Origin of the sequence: Blautia sp. HCP3S3_G3, assembly GCF_052063365.1 — a bacterium.
GTDB lineage: Bacteria > Bacillota > Clostridia > Lachnospirales > Lachnospiraceae > Blautia_A.
The window spans coordinates 130,649-147,579 of record NZ_JBQHXR010000005.1 but is presented as its reverse complement, the minus strand read 5'-3'; the positions used below and the strand labels follow the sequence as shown (position 1 = coordinate 147,579).

17 protein-coding genes and 1 rRNA gene are annotated in these 16,931 nt (G+C 43.7%); all 18 read right to left on the bottom strand.

Features of this window, described 5'->3' with window-relative positions; translation table 11 throughout:
- Positions 1-67, bottom strand: a 16S ribosomal RNA gene (locus ACTNEW_RS07635); the annotation flags it as partial.
- Positions 68-637: 570 nt separating this feature from the next.
- Positions 638-2,026: a DNA repair protein RadA gene (gene radA / locus ACTNEW_RS07630; protein WP_441059637.1), complete on the bottom strand. Its 1,389-nt coding sequence runs from the start codon at positions 2,024-2,026 to the stop codon at positions 638-640.
- Complete coding sequence (locus ACTNEW_RS07625; protein ID WP_441059635.1) at positions 2,020-2,433, bottom strand: endosialidase; 414 nt, start codon at positions 2,431-2,433, stop codon at positions 2,020-2,022. The genes radA and ACTNEW_RS07625 overlap by 7 nt, the downstream gene beginning before the upstream one ends.
- Positions 2,434-2,604: 171 nt before the next feature.
- Positions 2,605-5,064 carry an ATP-dependent Clp protease ATP-binding subunit gene (locus ACTNEW_RS07620; RefSeq protein ID WP_441059633.1) on the bottom strand — a complete coding sequence of 820 codons (2,460 nt, stop codon included), beginning with the start codon at positions 5,062-5,064 and terminating at the stop codon, positions 2,605-2,607.
- 131 nt (positions 5,065-5,195) lie between these two features.
- The gene (locus ACTNEW_RS07615; RefSeq protein WP_441059631.1) at positions 5,196-5,570 is read right to left on the bottom strand and encodes a GntR family transcriptional regulator; all 375 of its coding nucleotides are present in this window, start codon (positions 5,568-5,570) and stop codon (positions 5,196-5,198) included.
- A gap of 368 nt (positions 5,571-5,938) precedes the next feature.
- Positions 5,939-6,727, bottom strand: coding sequence for an SseB family protein (locus tag ACTNEW_RS07610; protein ID WP_441059629.1), 789 nt, complete (start codon positions 6,725-6,727; stop codon positions 5,939-5,941).
- Positions 6,728-6,956: 229 nt separating this feature from the next.
- Positions 6,957-8,234, bottom strand: coding sequence for a phosphoribosylamine--glycine ligase (gene purD, locus ACTNEW_RS07605; RefSeq protein WP_441059627.1), 1,278 nt, complete (start codon positions 8,232-8,234; stop codon positions 6,957-6,959).
- A gap of 4 nt (positions 8,235-8,238) precedes the next feature.
- Positions 8,239-8,865 (bottom strand): phosphoribosylglycinamide formyltransferase, encoded by a 627-nt coding sequence (purN, locus tag ACTNEW_RS07600; RefSeq protein WP_441059625.1) that lies wholly within the window; start codon positions 8,863-8,865, stop codon positions 8,239-8,241.
- The gene (gene purM, locus ACTNEW_RS07595; protein ID WP_441059623.1) at positions 8,859-9,884 is read right to left on the bottom strand and encodes a phosphoribosylformylglycinamidine cyclo-ligase; all 1,026 of its coding nucleotides are present in this window, start codon (positions 9,882-9,884) and stop codon (positions 8,859-8,861) included. Before purM ends, purN begins: the two co-directional genes overlap by 7 nt.
- A 55-nt stretch (positions 9,885-9,939) precedes the next feature.
- Positions 9,940-10,440, bottom strand: a complete 501-nt coding sequence (gene purE, locus ACTNEW_RS07590; protein WP_441059621.1) for a 5-(carboxyamino)imidazole ribonucleotide mutase — start codon at positions 10,438-10,440, stop codon at positions 9,940-9,942.
- A gap of 151 nt (positions 10,441-10,591) precedes the next feature.
- Complete coding sequence (locus ACTNEW_RS07585) at positions 10,592-12,640, bottom strand: aminopeptidase (protein WP_441059619.1); 2,049 nt, start codon at positions 12,638-12,640, stop codon at positions 10,592-10,594.
- A 16-nt stretch (positions 12,641-12,656) separates the two neighbouring features.
- Positions 12,657-13,253: an HD domain-containing protein gene (locus ACTNEW_RS07580; RefSeq protein WP_441059617.1), complete on the bottom strand. Its 597-nt coding sequence runs from the start codon at positions 13,251-13,253 to the stop codon at positions 12,657-12,659.
- A 12-nt stretch (positions 13,254-13,265) separates the two neighbouring features.
- Positions 13,266-13,580 carry a hypothetical protein gene (locus ACTNEW_RS07575; RefSeq protein WP_441059615.1) on the bottom strand — a complete coding sequence of 105 codons (315 nt, stop codon included), beginning with the start codon at positions 13,578-13,580 and terminating at the stop codon, positions 13,266-13,268.
- Positions 13,564-14,037, bottom strand: a complete 474-nt coding sequence (locus ACTNEW_RS07570) for a VanZ family protein (RefSeq protein WP_441059613.1) — start codon at positions 14,035-14,037, stop codon at positions 13,564-13,566. Before ACTNEW_RS07570 ends, ACTNEW_RS07575 begins: the two co-directional genes overlap by 17 nt.
- A gap of 150 nt (positions 14,038-14,187) precedes the next feature.
- On the bottom strand, positions 14,188-14,340 hold the full coding sequence (locus ACTNEW_RS07565; RefSeq protein WP_441059611.1) for a hypothetical protein: 153 nt from the start codon (positions 14,338-14,340) through the stop codon (positions 14,188-14,190).
- 115 nt (positions 14,341-14,455) lie between these two features.
- Entirely contained in the window at positions 14,456-15,136 is a 681-nt protein-coding gene (gene pyrE, locus ACTNEW_RS07560; RefSeq protein WP_441059609.1) for an orotate phosphoribosyltransferase, read from the bottom strand.
- A gap of 109 nt (positions 15,137-15,245) precedes the next feature.
- Positions 15,246-16,151, bottom strand: coding sequence for a dihydroorotate dehydrogenase (locus ACTNEW_RS07555; protein WP_441059607.1), 906 nt, complete (start codon positions 16,149-16,151; stop codon positions 15,246-15,248).
- On the bottom strand, positions 16,148-16,930 hold the full coding sequence (locus ACTNEW_RS07550) for a dihydroorotate dehydrogenase electron transfer subunit (protein ID WP_441059605.1): 783 nt from the start codon (positions 16,928-16,930) through the stop codon (positions 16,148-16,150). The genes ACTNEW_RS07555 and ACTNEW_RS07550 overlap by 4 nt, the downstream gene beginning before the upstream one ends.
- Between the last annotated feature and the right edge of the window lies 1 nt (position 16,931).

Genomic DNA, 16,931 nt, shown 5'->3' with positions numbered 1-16,931 from the left:
GTTCGACTTGCATGTGTTAAGCACGCCGCCAGCGTTCATCCTGAGCCAGGATCAAACTCTCTGATAAAATGTTTGATTCACTCAAGATAACTACTAGCTATCTCTCGTTTTTACTGTTTTTGGTTCATCGAACCGTTCTTTTGAATGTAAAGAATTTTCGAGAATCGTATGTGTTTCACTGTTTAGTTATCAAGGTCTCTGTCTCGCGACAGCTTCATTAGATTACCACATCTTCCAACACTTGTCAACAACTTTTTTCGAGTTTTTTGAGGTTTTTCTCAACGACATATGCGGTTTTCTGTGGTTTCTGTCATCTCTCATTGACGAACTGACTACTTTATCATATGTTCAGTCATTTGCCAACAACTATTTTTATTTTTCTGAAAAACTACCAAATTGTGTCTTTCAGAAAAACAATTATTTCTGACAGCTCAATTAGGATACCACAGGAGACCATGCATGTCAACAACTTTTTTCATTTTTATCTACATCTCTCCATTTTTTATGTTGTTTTTTATCTCTTTTTGTTTTTCAGCCCTTATCTCTTTTTCACGAGCATTATACCAAAAGCAGGAGCCATCTTTTCATCTCCTGCTTTTGTCATTCTCCGTATATGAAATCCACTGCACAGCTTATATTATGAACACTTGTTCATTTCCATAATATATGATATCGCATCCTGTATCCAATTTACATAAACCAACTCAATTCCATCTACTTTTCCCAAAGACGCCCTGCAGACTTCCGGAAGAATCACCGTTCGAAATCCCAGTTTCTTTGCCTCGGCTACTCGCTGTCCGGCCATACTCACAGCACGTACTTCTCCACTCAGACCGATTTCACCGAATGCCATCACGGAATCAGGAATTACAATATCTTTGCAGCTCGAAACAACTGCCAGGGAAATCCCCAGATCAATCGCCGGTTCCGTCATCTTCATACCTCCTGCAATATTAACATATGCATCACAGGACGCCAGATGAATCCCCACCTTTTTTTCCAGAACTGCCATCAACAGATTCACTCTGTTAAAATCGGTTCCAACAGCGGTTCTCCTTGGTATTCCGAAATTACTCTGACATACCAGTGCCTGGATTTCCACCAGAATCGGTCTCGTTCCTTCCATAGAACATGCCACGATCGAACCGGAAGTGTCACTCGGTTTCCCGTTCAGCATAAATTCTGATGCATTTTTCACTTCTTCCAGACCGGTATTACGCATCTCAAAAACACCAATCTCATTGGTGGATCCAAAGCGGTTTTTCACTGCTCTCAGAATACGATACGCTGCATGCCTGTCCCCCTCAAAATAAAGTACCGTATCCACCATATGCTCCAGCACTCTCGGACCGGCCACATTTCCTTCCTTGGTCACATGCCCTACAATAAAAATAGAAATCCCCATTCCTTTTGCAATCTGCATCAGAATATTGGTAGATTCCCTTACCTGAGAAACACTTCCAGGTGCAGAGCTGATATCTTCATGAAACATGGTCTGAATCGAATCGATCACAACAATCTCCGGTTTTTTCCGTTCAATGATCTCACGGATCACTTCCAGATTTGTTTCGCACAGAAGCATCAGTTTTTCATTAAAATTTCCGATACGGTTTGCCCGAAGCTTAATCTGACGCAGAGATTCCTCACCGGAAATATAAAGCACAGATACACCCAGATCTGCCAGATTCCTGCATACCTGCAAAAGGAGGGTGGATTTACCGATACCCGGATCTCCACCCACCAATACCAGTGAGCCGGGAACAATACCGCCCCCGAGCACTCTGTCAAGTTCTCCAATTTTTGTTGTCTGCCGTTCTTCCTCGGACAGGCTGATATCCTTCAGCATCACAGGTTCCTTACGCTTTTCAGGAACTGTTCCTGAACTGGAAGAAGCTGTCTTCTTCGTTGAAACAGCTTCTTCCACAAACGTATTCCATGCCCTGCATCCCGGACACTGCCCCATCCATTTGGCAGATTCATATCCGCATTCCTGGCAGAAATAAACAATTTTTTTATTTTTCAGCATTTTTCAATCTTCACTTCAACATCAGCGGCATTTCCCAGTTCTGCGCTGAAAGAAAGCTTACCGCCAAGATTTGTTTTTACTTTGCCAGTGTCAAAACCATCGATGAATATACGGTATTCCGTATCCGGTTCCATTTCCACCGTAATCTGAGCATCTTCCGGTCCCTCCACATGAAAACTCATAACAGAGCCATCCTGTTCCAGATGAAATACAGAAGTACCCGGCACGGATTCATAAACAAACATTCCGTTGCGCTCCAGCTTGGTGATTTCTTTGAATGTTTTTACTTTATACACATCGCCCTGATGCTGATAATCCGATAATTTGGATTTCTGTGCCAGTTCATAATCACCGAAGCTGATACTTCCATTTTCTTCAGTACGGATGAGTTCCTTCACTACTGCCATGATATTATGTCCTCCCTAAGACTTCTATAGTGTTTTTTGTAATTGTCCGAATCTGCGGAAAAAGCCGCCTCAGCTCCACATCAAATATTCGACAATCACACTTTATTCTCGTTCATATTATATAATAAATCTGTTTTTTTGACCAGACTCTCCAGCACATTTTATATCTTTTTAAGATTTTGATACTGCATGAAAACAAATCTGTTTTTTGGAAATCTGAACCGTAACCGTATCACCTCTGTGGATATGTCCTTCCAGAATTTCATTTGCCATTTTGTCTTCCAGTTGTGTCTGAATAGCACGTCTAAGAGGTCTCGCCCCATATTTGCTGTCAAAACCAGCCTCTGCCAGATGGTCCTTTACAGCAGGGGTAACTTTCAGCTGAATATCCATCTGATCTGCACATCGTTTTTCCAGATTTTTCAGAAGTATCGTGACAATCTGGCGGATATGCTCTCTGTTCAGAGAATGGAACACCATAATCTCATCAATTCGATTCAGAAACTCCGGTTTGAACATTCTGCGTACTTCTTCCATAACACCGGATTTCATACGTTCATAATCCTGCTGTTCATCCGGTTTTGAAACAAACCCCAGTCTTTTTGGCTCTATGATTGCCTGTGCTCCGGCATTGGACGTCATAATAATGATGGTCTGTTTAAAATCAACTTTTCTACCATGTGCATCTGTAATGTGTCCATCATCCAGTACCTGAAGCAGGATATTAAACACATCCGGGTGAGCCTTTTCAATCTCATCAAAGAGAATCACACTGTACGGATTCCGACGGACTTTTTCACTCAATTGGCCGCCTTCATCATAGCCGACATAGCCGGGCGGTGAGCCGATTAATTTGGATACACTGTGCTTTTCCATGTATTCAGACATATCTACCCGAATCATTGCCTGCTCACTGCCGAATACAGCCTCAGCAAGCGCTTTGGAAAGTTCTGTTTTTCCAACACCGGTCGGTCCGAGGAACAAAAAGGAACCAATCGGCCTGTTAGGATCTTTCAGCCCGACACGGCCGCGCTTGACTGCCTGCGCCACTGCTTTGACTGCAGCTTCCTGACCGATTACTCTTCTGTGCAGTTCTTTCTCCAGATGCGCAAGCCTTTTTGTCTCTCCCTCAGTAAGCCGCTGCACAGGAATTCTTGTCCAGTCAGAAATGATATCTGCCACAGAAAGTTCCGTTACAACCATGGGTTTACGCTTGTTTTTCTTTTCTGCACGCAGTTTCTGTTTTTCCAGTTCTTCCTCTACTTCTTTCTGGCGGTTCTGTGCTTCTCTGGCTGCAGCAAGATCCGCATTTTTAATTGCCTCTTCTTTTTTTTCATGAATTTGCCGTAATTCTTCCTCCAAAGCTTCCACTTCCGGCACAGACTGGTAACCATTCAAACGTACCTTGGAAGATGCTTCATCAATTACATCGATTGCCTTATCCGGAAGGAACCTGTCATTGATATAGCGGACAGACATCTTTACTGCTGCTTCCAGAGCATCATCCTCTATTCTGACCTTGTGATGTTTCTCATAATACGGACGAAGTCCCCGGAGAATCTCGATTGCTTCTTCCTCTGTCGGCTCTTCTACTGTAACAGGCTGGAACCGGCGTTCCAGAGCAGCATCTTTTTCAATGTATTTCCTGTATTCTTCCAGCGTTGTTGCACCAATCAGCTGAATTTCCCCACGGGAAAGTGACGGTTTCAAAATATTTGACGCATCCAGGGCACCTTCTGCACCGCCTGCTCCAATAATCGTATGAAGTTCATCAATGAACAGAAGAATTCCCTGATGTTCTCTTACTTCATTCACTACATTACGAATCCGCTCTTCAAATTCACCGCGATATTTACTTCCGGCCACCATTCCGGACAGGTCCAGAACAACTACACGCTTATCCTTCACAGTATCCGGTACCATTCCGGAAACAATACGCTGTGCCAGCCCCTCTGCTATTGCAGTCTTTCCAACACCCGGTTCCCCTACCAGACATGGATTATTCTTCGTTCTTCGGCTTAATATCTGAATCAGGCGTGCGATTTCCCGATCCCGACCGATTACAGGATCCAGTTTTCCCTCCGCTGCCATAGCAGTCAGATCTCTGCTGTACTGATCAAGCACAGGAGTGGCACTTCCTTTTTTATTTTTCATGGATTTCAGTTCTCTGAATTCCTCGGAAATCGCTTCATTGTCCAATCCAATCGCCGCAAGAACTCCTGCATACAGTTTTTGAATATTGACACCCAGAGTATGGAGAAGACGGGTTGCCACGCAATCTGTCTCCCGGAGCGTGGCAAGCAGCAGATGTTCCGTTCCGATAAACGCTTCCTGAAATGCCTCTGCTTCCTGCGCTGCACTTTCTATAATTTTCTTTGCACGAGGGCTCAAAACAGGCTCTCGTTCCATCAAATTTGTTTCCGGCGGGGCAATCAGTTTTTCCACCAGTTTCATAAGGGATTCTTCCTCTATTCCGAATTCCTCCATAACTTTGCCGGCAGTGCCCTCCGGCTCTTTGAGCAGGCCCAGTAATATATGCTCAGTCCCAATGTAAGTATGCCTGCAGGACTGTGCGGTTTTCTTTGCCAGGGAAAGGGCTTCCGCCGCCTGTCTGGTAAATTTTTCCTGCATAATGTCCTCCTGATATAATTTGTTTCGTTATTATCTTATCATCTGTTTTTGACTTCTTCCAGTACATCGTTAATAATCAAACTGACATATCCGATCAGCGATATCACTTCTGATGTATGGCCTTAGTATAATCAATCAGCCGCATATTCGTCAAAAATTTCATCAATCAGTTCATGTACTTCTTCTCTGCTGATATTCCGGCAGTACCCTCTGGCCAGTGCCACGATCAGGTTCTCCTTCAATTCTTCTTTGGCCTTGATTTTATTCATATCAACAGCAATCACAGCACCCTTCCTGCGGTCGATCGTGACAAATCCCTCCTGGCGCAACAGCGAGTATGCTTTGTTCACGGTATGCATATTAATGCCGATCGTCTCTGCCAGCTGTCGTACAGAAGGAAGCGTATCTCCTTCCTGAAGCCGCGATGTGGCAATTCCAAGGATGATCTGGTTCATCAGCTGCGTATATATGGCTTCACTGCTGTTAAAATCTATTTCTATGACCATATTCTCACCTCCCGGGTATCTTCTATGGGCATGTTACTGTCCACTTTTATCAAGTGTTATACATATCATAGCACATAAATCACATTTTGAAAATGACTATTTTTATCTTTCTATTTTCACTGTAAAAAACTCCTCTGTTATTCAACAGGAAAACTTCTCACTGACATATTTTTATTTCAAAAATCATATCTTCTAAGTACAAAAAGTCTACCCGGAGAACTTTTTATATTACAGCAAAATATAGAATACCTTACTGAAATGCAAAAAACACACATGCAGATATCTTCTTCATATACCTGCACATGTGTTCATCTTTTATAAATTTTACAACCTATGAAATTTTTTTCTTCTTTAGATATCTGCCCTCATCAGCCAATGATTTTCGTCAGCTGCTCCCTGGATAAGATAAGGTTGAATCCCATAGGATTGATCACACAATTTTCTGCCTGCTGCATCATCAATTCAGGAAGTTTCTGGAACGGAACCTTCATGAGACGAAGTTTCTTTCCTCTTGCAAATTTCTCAAATTCCATGACATCGGTAAATACCGGCTGGAGAATTTTGCCTTCTTTATCTTTCAGATAGGGAATATTCACTTTCTTCGGGTCCTCCGGATTTACATCAAGTGCAAGAAGATATTCTGCTCTGCGCACATTCACAATCAGCTCCTCTTCCAGTTCCCTCACTTTCTGACGTTTTTCCTCCTCCACATTCTGACGTTCTTCCTTCTTCACAGGGCGACGGAGTTCCTGCATAAAATAAATTCCGGAAAGCTGAAGAGTCGGATTCAGCAGCGGTCTTTTTTCAGGCTCCAGTTTGCTGAAATCCGCCTGTCTTGCAATCTTCTCAATCTCCACTTCCACATGATTTTCTCCGTCATTCCAGACAACAGAGTTTACACCGATTGCATACAGTGTTCCGTAAAATCTTGGAAAATCTTTCTTATCATAGCGCATTCCCATGAGAAGAACTTTATCTTCCAGTTTCTTCTTGCCAAATTCCTTAATTTCCTCTTCTGTGGCAAATATCCACGCCTGATCATTAAAACTTTCCTCGTCACAGGTAACATAAGGAAGTTTCGTAGCCTGTGCATACGCTACAAAAAAACGTTCTCTTGTCTGAAGCTCCTTTACAGCCTCCTCAACACTCATTCCCATCTCTTTATCCTCTCTATATCGTTTATTCTGAACCCTGCATGCTTTCTGCACTTCCCGTGCTCCGACACGCTTCACAATATACTTTTCGATATTTTTGCATACACTAATATTTTATAATAAATACATACAAAAGTAAAGGTCATTTCCATAAACCCGGAAATGACCCTTACCCTGTTTTCCTAAATTACAACCGTTTCTTACTCATACAAAGCTTTAAATGAATACGTCTTTACGCCTCATCAATTGCCTTCCCAATATCATGACGCATATATTTATTGGCAAATGTAATCCATTCTGTTGCGCCATAGGCATTTTTTCTTGCTTCTTTTAAATCGCTTCCCGTTGCCGTGATTCCAAGAACTCGTCCGCCATTGGTAACAATCTGACCATTCTCATCAAATTTCGTTCCCGCATGGAAGCAGTAATATCCGTCTTTATCCTTGAAATTCTCAAATCCATACATTGGAATTCCTTTTTCGTATTTCACCGGATATCCTTCGCTGGCAAGTACCACACAGACTGCGGCGTTATCCTCGAACTGAAGATCAACCTGATCCAGCGTACCGTTTACACAGGCTTCCATCACTTCGATGATGTCATTTTTCATACGCGGAAGTACTACCTGTGCCTCCGGATCTCCAAAGCGGGCATTATACTCCAGTACTTTCGGACCTTCCGCTGTCAGCATCAGTCCGAAGAAAATAATTCCCTTAAACGGACGTCCTTCCGAAGCCATAGCATCCACCGTAGGCTGGTAAATATATTTCTGACAAAATTCATCCACTTCTTTTGTATAGAACGGACTTGGAGAGAATGTTCCCATACCTCCCGTATTCAGTCCCTGATCTCCGTCCATCGCGCGTTTGTGATCCTGAGCGGAAGTCATGGTCCTGATGGTCTTTCCATCCACAAATGAGAGAACAGACACCTCACGGCCGGTCATAAATTCCTCGATCACCATGGTATTTCCGGCATTGCCGAATTTTTTATCTTCCATGATTTCTCTGACACCGTCCTCTGCTTCCTCAAGGGTATTGCAGATCAGGACGCCCTTGCCAAGAGCCAGTCCGTCAGCTTTGAGAACAATCGGAAATTTCGCCTGTGTGCGAAGATATTCCAGAGCTTTTTCCGGATCCGTAAAATTCTCATACCCGGCAGTCGGGATATGATATTTCTTCATCAGATCTTTGGAGAATGCCTTGGATCCTTCCAGAATCGCAGCATTTTTGCGCGGACCGAATACTTTCAGTCCACGTTCTTCAAACACATCAACGACTCCGCCAACCAGCGGGTCATCCATACCGATAATCGTCAGATCCACTTCTTTTTCTGCCGCAAAATCTGCCAGTTTCTCAAATTCCATAGCTCCGATATTCACACATTCCGCATATTCAGCGATACCCGCATTTCCCGGTGCACAATAAATTTTATCGACCCTTGGGCTCTTTGCCACACTCCACGCGATTGCATGCTCTCTTCCGCCGCTTCCTACAATCAGTACTTTCATATTCTTACTCCTTTATCGAGACTTTTCCGTCTGTAACAGTTACCCTGCCATTGGCAATCAGATCAATGGCTCTTGGAAGAATCTTCCACTCTGCCTGTTCCATCACACGCTGCTGAAGCACTTTCGGTGTATCTCCCTCCTGCACCTCCACAGCTTTCTGCAGAATAATCGGTCCGGTATCTGTGCCGGTATCCACAAAGTGCACCGTTGCACCGGTCACTTTTACCCCTCTGGCAAGAACACCCTCATGCACATGAAGGCCATAATAACCCACACCACAGAAAGACGGAATCAAAGAAGGATGGATATTAATGATCCGATTCGGAAAAGCTTCCACGATCATCGGAGGAATGGCAACAAGATAGCCTGCCAGTACCACAAGATTCACGCCGCTTTCCTGAAGTTTTGCGAGAAGTGCTCTGTGAAATGCTTCTCTGTCCTCATAATCTTTCGGAGAAATACATACTGCTTCAATTCCATGCTTTTTTGCACGTTCCAGCGCATAGGCACCGGCATTGTTGCTGATGACCAGACCTACCTGTGCATTGGTGATCGTTCCCTGATCCACTGCATCCAGAATTGCCTGAAGATTTGTTCCGCCTCCGGATACCAGAACGCCTAATTTCAGCATAAGGTCACTCCCTTTTCTCCATCTTCTATACGTCCCACTACATATGGAGTATCGCCTGCTGCCTTAATTGCCTCCATTGTCTTGTCCACGTCTGCCGGATCTACTGCCAGCACCATTCCAAGCCCCATGTTAAAAGTGTTGTACATCATTTTTTCTTCAATATTTCCAACCTTCGCCATAAGTTTGAAGATCGGAAGCACCGGATAGCTGTCTTTCTCAATCACTGCATGTGTTCCATCCTTCAGCATACGCGGTACATTTTCATAAAATCCACCGCCGGTAATATGACTGCACGCGTGAACACGGACACCTGCATTCTTAATACTCTTTAATGCTTTTACATATATTCTGGTCGGCGCGAGAAGTGCCTCTCCCAGAGTTGTTCCCAGTTCATCATAATAAGTATCCAGAGATTCTCTGGTCATTTCAAACACTTTGCGAACAAGTGAAAATCCGTTGCTGTGTACACCGGTAGAAGCCATACCGATCAGCACATCTCCTGCATTTAACTCCTCACCTGTGATCATATCTTTTTTGTCACTGACGCCGACAGCAAAACCTGCGAGGTCATATTCATCCTCCGGCATCAGTCCCGGATGTTCTGCTGTTTCACCACCGATCAGGGCAGCATCAGACTGTACACATCCTTCTGCAACACCGCCGACAATTGCAGCAATCTTCTCCGGATAATTTTTGCCGCATGCAATATAATCCAGGAAAAATAACGGTTCTCCTCCTGCACATGCGATATCATTGACACACATGGCAACAGCATCAATACCGATCGTATCATGTTTATCCATAATCATGGCAAGTTTGACTTTGGTTCCGCATCCGTCAGTACCGGATAAGAGTACCGGTTCTTCCATCTCTTTGATCTTTGCAAGAGAAAATGCTCCGGAAAATCCGCCAAGACCTCCCATTACTTCCTCACGCATTGTTCTTTTTACATGCTCTTTCATAAGCTCTACGGATTTATATCCTGCTTCAATATCCACTCCAGCGCTCTTGTAATCCATAATATCCTCCAATGATTGTGTATTCGTGATTGTCTGCACGTACAGACATTTCCTTTTAGTAATTTTTATATCCGACTTCCTGAAGACGTGCGTCTTTCGCCTCTACCTGCACCTTCAGCTCCTGACTGTATTCTTTCAGACGTTTCAGAAGTTCCGGATCAGATGTAGCAAGAATCTTTGCTGCAAGAAGACCGGCATTTGCACCGCCGTTAATGGCTACAGTAGCTACCGGGATACCGGAAGGCATCTGAACGATGGAATACAGAGAATCTCTTCCTCCAAGAGATGTGGTATGCATGGGAATTCCAATAACAGGCATCGGGAAAATTGCTGCGCACATTCCCGGCAGATGAGCTGCCATTCCTGCTCCTGCAATGATTACTTTGAATCCTTTTTCTTCTGCCGTTTTTGCATACTCAAAAAACACATCCGGTTCTCTGTGTGCAGAGATGATTTTCATTTCAAAGTCAATTCCAAGCTTTTCCAGAATATCTGCTGCTTTTTTCATAACAGGCATATCCGAATCACTGCCCATTACAATTCCTACTTTTGCCATAATCATTCTCCTTTTGTATATAAAATCTGTTAAAACCTATTAAACGTAATCATTCTACTAAGATTCCCTTTTTCTGTCAACCAAATTAAAACAAGAAAAAAATTAGCACAGCTAACAGTTTTTGGCATTCTCTGGCAGACAGGAATCTTTCTCATTTCCCAGAGGTCTCTTCAAACGGACGGTTCAGTTCCTCTGTTCCCGGAAGCACAAAACGTCCGTTTTCAATAATGGAAACAGCTGTTCCGTCGCCAACGAGAACCCGTATACTTCCCAGTTCTTCATAAGGAATCGTAATATCCGTATGACAGCTGTAATAAGCGCTGCTGATATCTTCCCTGCGAAGAATGGAAACTTCATTATCCCTTGCAATGATTTCTCTTCCATCCGGATTATATACGGAAATATCTTCCGCCCAGCTGTAACAGGTATCTCCCACTGCAAAATGCGGTCCCATTTTTTCTGCGATCAAAATGGGCAGTTTCTCCGCAATTCCGTACTTCTCCGCTGCCACATAAGCAGTTGTATTGGTACCAATAGCAAACTCACCCATCGGAAGCTTTTCATGATGAAACAGAATATTTTCTTCAATATATCTGCGGTTTTCTTCTTCCGTTTCGAAATTATGACAGCTGTAATCCGTTACTCTTCCGTCTTCAAATACAAGCTTCAGATCCTGAAACTGCAGCCCGTTCAGATATACCTTGGAAACATGAAGAATGCCGCAGGTTCCCGTAAGCACCGGAGAAGTAAAGACTTCTCCGACCGGAATATTCACATCTGCCACACAGTTCTCGAAATTCGTCTGTTTCGTCCTGTCCTCCAGTGTATGAAGATGAATCCGAAGGTCTGTCTCATTTTGTCCCTTTCCCCGGATTTCCACCCATTCTCCCGTATCCAGTGTCTCTATGATTGTCTGTTGTATCGTTTCATACAGATGATAATCCAGCGTATTGATCTTCACGATCTCCCGGAAAATATCCGGATAATTTTCCCCGATTTCCGGCAGCGGATAGGCAATAATGGTAAAACTTCTTTCTTCACCTTTGATATAACGATTTACGATCTGACCGGATTCATTGTTCAGTTCCACCATCAGTTTCTGCTGAGCCTCCAAAAGACGCCATGCTTCCGGTTTATTTTCCGGCGAAAAAGGAACTTCCCCAAACGTCTCGATGCAGGCCGGTCCGCCATGCAACCCTGCCAGATCTTTATATCTCTCATACGCATTCTGCATAGAACGAAGCTTCCGTTTCACAAAATCACTGTCCAGAAACAGTGCACAATCCTGCCGATGATCATAATCATACTGCGGATTGGCTGATGTTCCGACAAATCCGATTCTGTTCTGGTTCTTTTTGTTTACTGCATGAACTGCATAACGGAAAATTACCGGTTTCAGACCCATTTCCGCGAACTGGCTGACCGCAGCCTTGACCATACGCTCAAACCCCAGCGGGTAACGGATATTGACCGTTTTTTTTCTGGACAGATCTTTCCTGCCATTGACAAACCCGATCCGGTACCCTTCTGTATAGGTACGAGCCATGGCATCAATCTGTTCCTGGGGCAGTGTATTCAGAAATTCTGCGGTCTTTCTTTCATTATCGGTGATATATTCTCCATAATAATAAAGATAACGCAGATCTGTAAGATCTGACTCTTCGATGATTCTGACAGCAAAATCCAGATCCGGATCCACCGCTTCCCGGATTCTCTGCTCCTCCATTTCCTGACAATAATCATTGACATACGATTTTAAGATATCTCTCAGGATTCGGACCGGAGGAACTTCTTCACTGTCAAATGCGGAATAGATTTCCAGAAATAATTCCAGTGCAACGGTAACATCCCACCACTTTTTCTCAAATGCAAAAGCAATGGTTCCTCTGAGTTCCGCATACAGAAAACAGAATTCCTTTCCATACTCTCCGAGCATTTTTTCCGCATATGCGGGATTTCCGTAAGATGTTTCATAATTCCCGGGCAGAATGTCTTCATAAAGTTTCTGATTCTGTTCCTCTAATTCTTTCAGAGTCATTGTATGACAGTCCTTCTCCAGAACATCTGTTACAAACTGCAGAAAGACTGCCGTCTTACAAAAAAAGTCCAGATATGGTTTCTGTACTTCTCTTTCCGATATAATTTCTCCGATACGCTCTTTTGCCAAAGCATATCGCTCCATAATCCATTCGTCTGCCATTGTTTCTCCTTTTCTTTTATTCTGACATATCATCAATAATATGGCCCAGTTTCACATGTTTCTCAATCAGGGACTGCATATATTCCCAGATCACCCCGGAAGTTTCCGGAACACGCTGATTTCTTCTGTAAATCTGGCTCTTCTTCACCTGATGTTCCTCCCAGCTCAGTCCATTTGATGCATCGTTGAGAAGAAGAGGCTGACAGTTATCAAGAAGATGCGCAAATTTTGCGTCCGGTGTCTCATATGCCTCAAATTCATCCCACAGATTACGCAGCCATTCTCCCTGATCTGCCGGAAGCATGCCGAAAATCCGGTCTGCCGCCTGATTCTCCCGTTCTTTTTGCGTGGAAACTCCTGCTGCATCATAGGCATAGGTATCCCCTGCATCAATTTCTACAAGGTCATGTACCAGAACCATGGGAACTACCCTGGACAGGTCGACTTCTTCACTGGAATATTCTTTCAGAAGCACAGCCATCAGCGCCAGGTGCCAGGAATGTTCCGCATCATTCTCCTTTCTGCCTCTGTCGGCAAGATAAGTCTGCCGGAAAATATTCTTTACTTTATCAATTTCTACGATAAACTCCATCTGTTTTTTCAAGCGTTCCATATCCATCTTCCATTACACTCCCATTAAAAAAAAGCCCAGCCATCCCACCATAACGATTCCATTGACAATAGAACCAATGATGCTGGTACGGTGAGCAAAATTTTCTTCCGAAAAGCTTAGCAGTCCCATAATAAATCCATATACGGAAAGAAGCATGGCAAACAGGCAGATACCGCCTACCACAAAGCCATACTCTCCTTCCATCCGGAAAGAAAAAAGAACCGCTGTTATAAAAAGAAGCAGGGAAGCCACCGCCAGTCCAACGGACAGCTTGCCTTTTGCCGCTTCTTTTTTCTTTGCAAATGCATATCTATATCTTTTTGCCATAATATTTTCTCCTCTGATAATCGCAGACAGCAAAAATAAGGTAACCGACTGCAGCACCAAACGTATTCAAAATCAGATCATCCACATCAAAACATCCAACCATCGTCACAAGCTGGATTGTCTCAACGCAGAGACTCAGGCCAAAACCGGACAATATAATCAAAAAGCCGCTGCGCATTCCACGAAATATCACCGGAAGAATCAATCCAAAGGGAAGAAACGCCAGCACATTTCCCATAATATTGCTAAGAAAGGCATACTGACCAAGCAGTTCCCTGTACTTCCAGAACCGCTGTATCTCTGCAAAAGGAATCAGATTATATCTGTATCCCTGTTCCATCTGAACTGTCCGACCGTATTCTTCAGAAAAAAACAAAAAATAAACCAGAAGCAGAACATAAAGAATAAACAGGAGGATCCCCATCCACCTGATCATATATTTAAAATCTTTTTTCAATTGTCTCCCCTATCCAAACAGAACGGCCTGCTTACACAGGCATCGCAAATCGTAACATTCACCTGTTCTGCACACATACTCCCGCAACTGTCACACGGAATGTTTACGGGAAGCCTCCGGATCAGCGGACAGCTTCCCGCAAAATATCTGTCAGATTAAAATTTCAGATTTCCGTCTGAGCAGTCTGGCTCCATTAATGATCATCATAACTCCGGCAGTAACTCCTGTCACCAGAACAACAATTCCAACGATCAGGCTGCTTACACCTGTACCGGACATGGTTTTATAAATTTTTTCATTCATATCTTTCATCCTCCAATACTGCTACATCATAAATGAAACAACTGGCCCATCTGACATCAGAGCAGTTATTTATTTTCTGATGTACTGGTGATCCAAAAAGCCGGCTCATATGGTTTTATTCTGCACCATACTGCTCATAATATGCATCGATTGCTGCTTTCAACGTGTCGTCGATGACAACTTTTCCATTGCATTCTCTGTTATACAGATATTCCACAACTTCTGCCATGGAAACAATCGCACCGGTTTCAAATCCATACAGATCTTTTACTTCATCCAATGCACATTTTTTGCCGCCTTTTCCAACTTCCATACGGTTCAGAGATACCATCAGACCTTTTATTTCTACATCTGCTGCATTGCGCACCTTCGGAACCGTTTCTTCCATGGATTTACCGGAAGTTGTCACGTCTTCGATCATGATGACACGATCACCATCTTTTAATTTACTTCCCAAAAAGCTTCCCTTGTCAGCACCATGATCTTTTTCTTCTTTACGATCAGAACAGTAACGTACTTCTTTTCCGTATAATTCGCTGAATGCCATGGCAGTTACAACTGCAAGCGGGATTCCTTTGTAAGCCGGTCCGAAAAGCACATCAAAATCCATACCGTATTTATCATGGATTGCCTTTGCGTAATATTCTCCCAGTCTTTTCAGCTGGGAACCTGTTACATATGCACCAGCATTCATAAAGAATGGAGATTTTCTTCCGCTTTTCAGTGTAAATTCTCCAAATTTAAGTACATCGCTCTCTACCATGAATTCAATAAATTCCTGTTTATATGCCTCCATTGTTACCTCCATTGTTGTAATTCCCTGTTATGATTCACTGTATATTATTATAGCTGTGAATATACTGATGATATGTTTTCCCCAAACGTAGGTATATACATTCCGGTTTTTATTTTACCACACCGATCAGTTCATTGATATCCTCAATTTTATTTTTTGCAAGAAATTCTTCCAGCCCGTTTACGACCTCTTCTGTTGCAGAAGGATTGAAAAAGTTTGCCGTTCCCACAGAGACTGCGGTTGCTCCTGCCATGATAAATTCCAGTGCATCCTCTGCAGTCGCAATTCCACCCATACCGATGATCGGCAAAGAAACTGCATTGGCAACCTGATAAACCATTCGTACTGCAATCGGCTTCACAGCCGGACCGGACATGCCGCCGGTTTTATTTGCAAGAGCGAAAGTTCTGCGGTTAATATCGATTTTCATTCCTGTCAGCGTATTGATCAGTGACAAAACATCTGCGCCGCCAGCTTCTGCTGCTTTTGCCATTTCTGTAATATCCGTCACATTGGGACTCAATTTCATGATAATCGGCTGTTTTGCATATTTTTTCACTTCTTTTGTGATGGCTTCCAGAGCCTTGGGATTCTGTCCGAAAGCAATTCCGCCTTCTTTTACATTCGGGCAGGAAACGTTGATTTCCAGAAGATCCACCTTCTCATTGCCGAGCCGCTCTACCACTTCACAATAATCTTCCGTGGATCTGCCGCAGACATTAACAATGATTCGTGTATCATATTTCTGAAGAAAAGGAAGATCCCTTTCACAGAACACATCAATTCCCGGATTCTGAAGCCCGATCGCATTCAGCATACCACTAGCAGTTTCCGCAACCCGGGGAGTCGGATTTCCCGGCCATGGGACATTGGCCACTCCTTTGGTCACAACAGCGCCCAGTCTGTTCAGATCCACAAATTCACTGTATTCCATACCGGAACCAAATGTTCCGGATGCAGTCATGACCGGATTTTTCAGTTCCACTCCGGCAAGGTTTACGTTCATTCTACTCATAACTCCACCTCCGTACTGAGAAATACCGGGCCATCCTTGCAGACACGCTTATTATGCACATGAGAGTGGCTGTCAACATCCTTGGATTTGCAGACACAGGCAAGGCAGGCACCGATTCCGCATGCCATACGCTCTTCCATGGAGATCCAGCACGGAATTCCTTTTTCTTCTGCATATGATTTGATGGCTCTCAGCATAGGAGCAGGTCCGCAGGCAAAAATCACTTCTGCATCCAGCGCATTTTCACGAATGGCGTCCATGACATTTCCCTTGGTTCCAGCACTTCCATCTTCTGTGGCAACATAAACATCACCATAAGCCTTAAATTCTTCATTCAGAAACAGTTCATCACGGTATCCCAGAATCATTGTTTTCTCTGCATCAAGCTGCTTGGCCGTCTCAAGCATGGGAGGAATTCCGATTCCCCCGCCCATAAGGAAAACCTTTTTTCCTCTGGCTTCTTCCAGCGGAAATCCATTTCCAAGCGGTCCCAGTGTCTCTACCGGCACATTCGCATGAAGACGGGAAAAAGCTTCTGTTCCCGTGTCCTTTCCGGTCACGCGGTATACAAGACGGATTCTGGAGTTTTCTTTATCGATCTCACAGATACTGATCGGACGCGGAAGAAGCTTGCTTCCGTCTCTGGTGTACAGAGAAAGAAACTGTCCCGGTCTGGCATTCTGTGCAATTTTATCTGTCTGAAGCCACATGCTGTAAATATCTTTTCCAATACAGGTCTGGCTGACGATTCTGCAATTTTCCTTTGCTTTTTCGCTCATG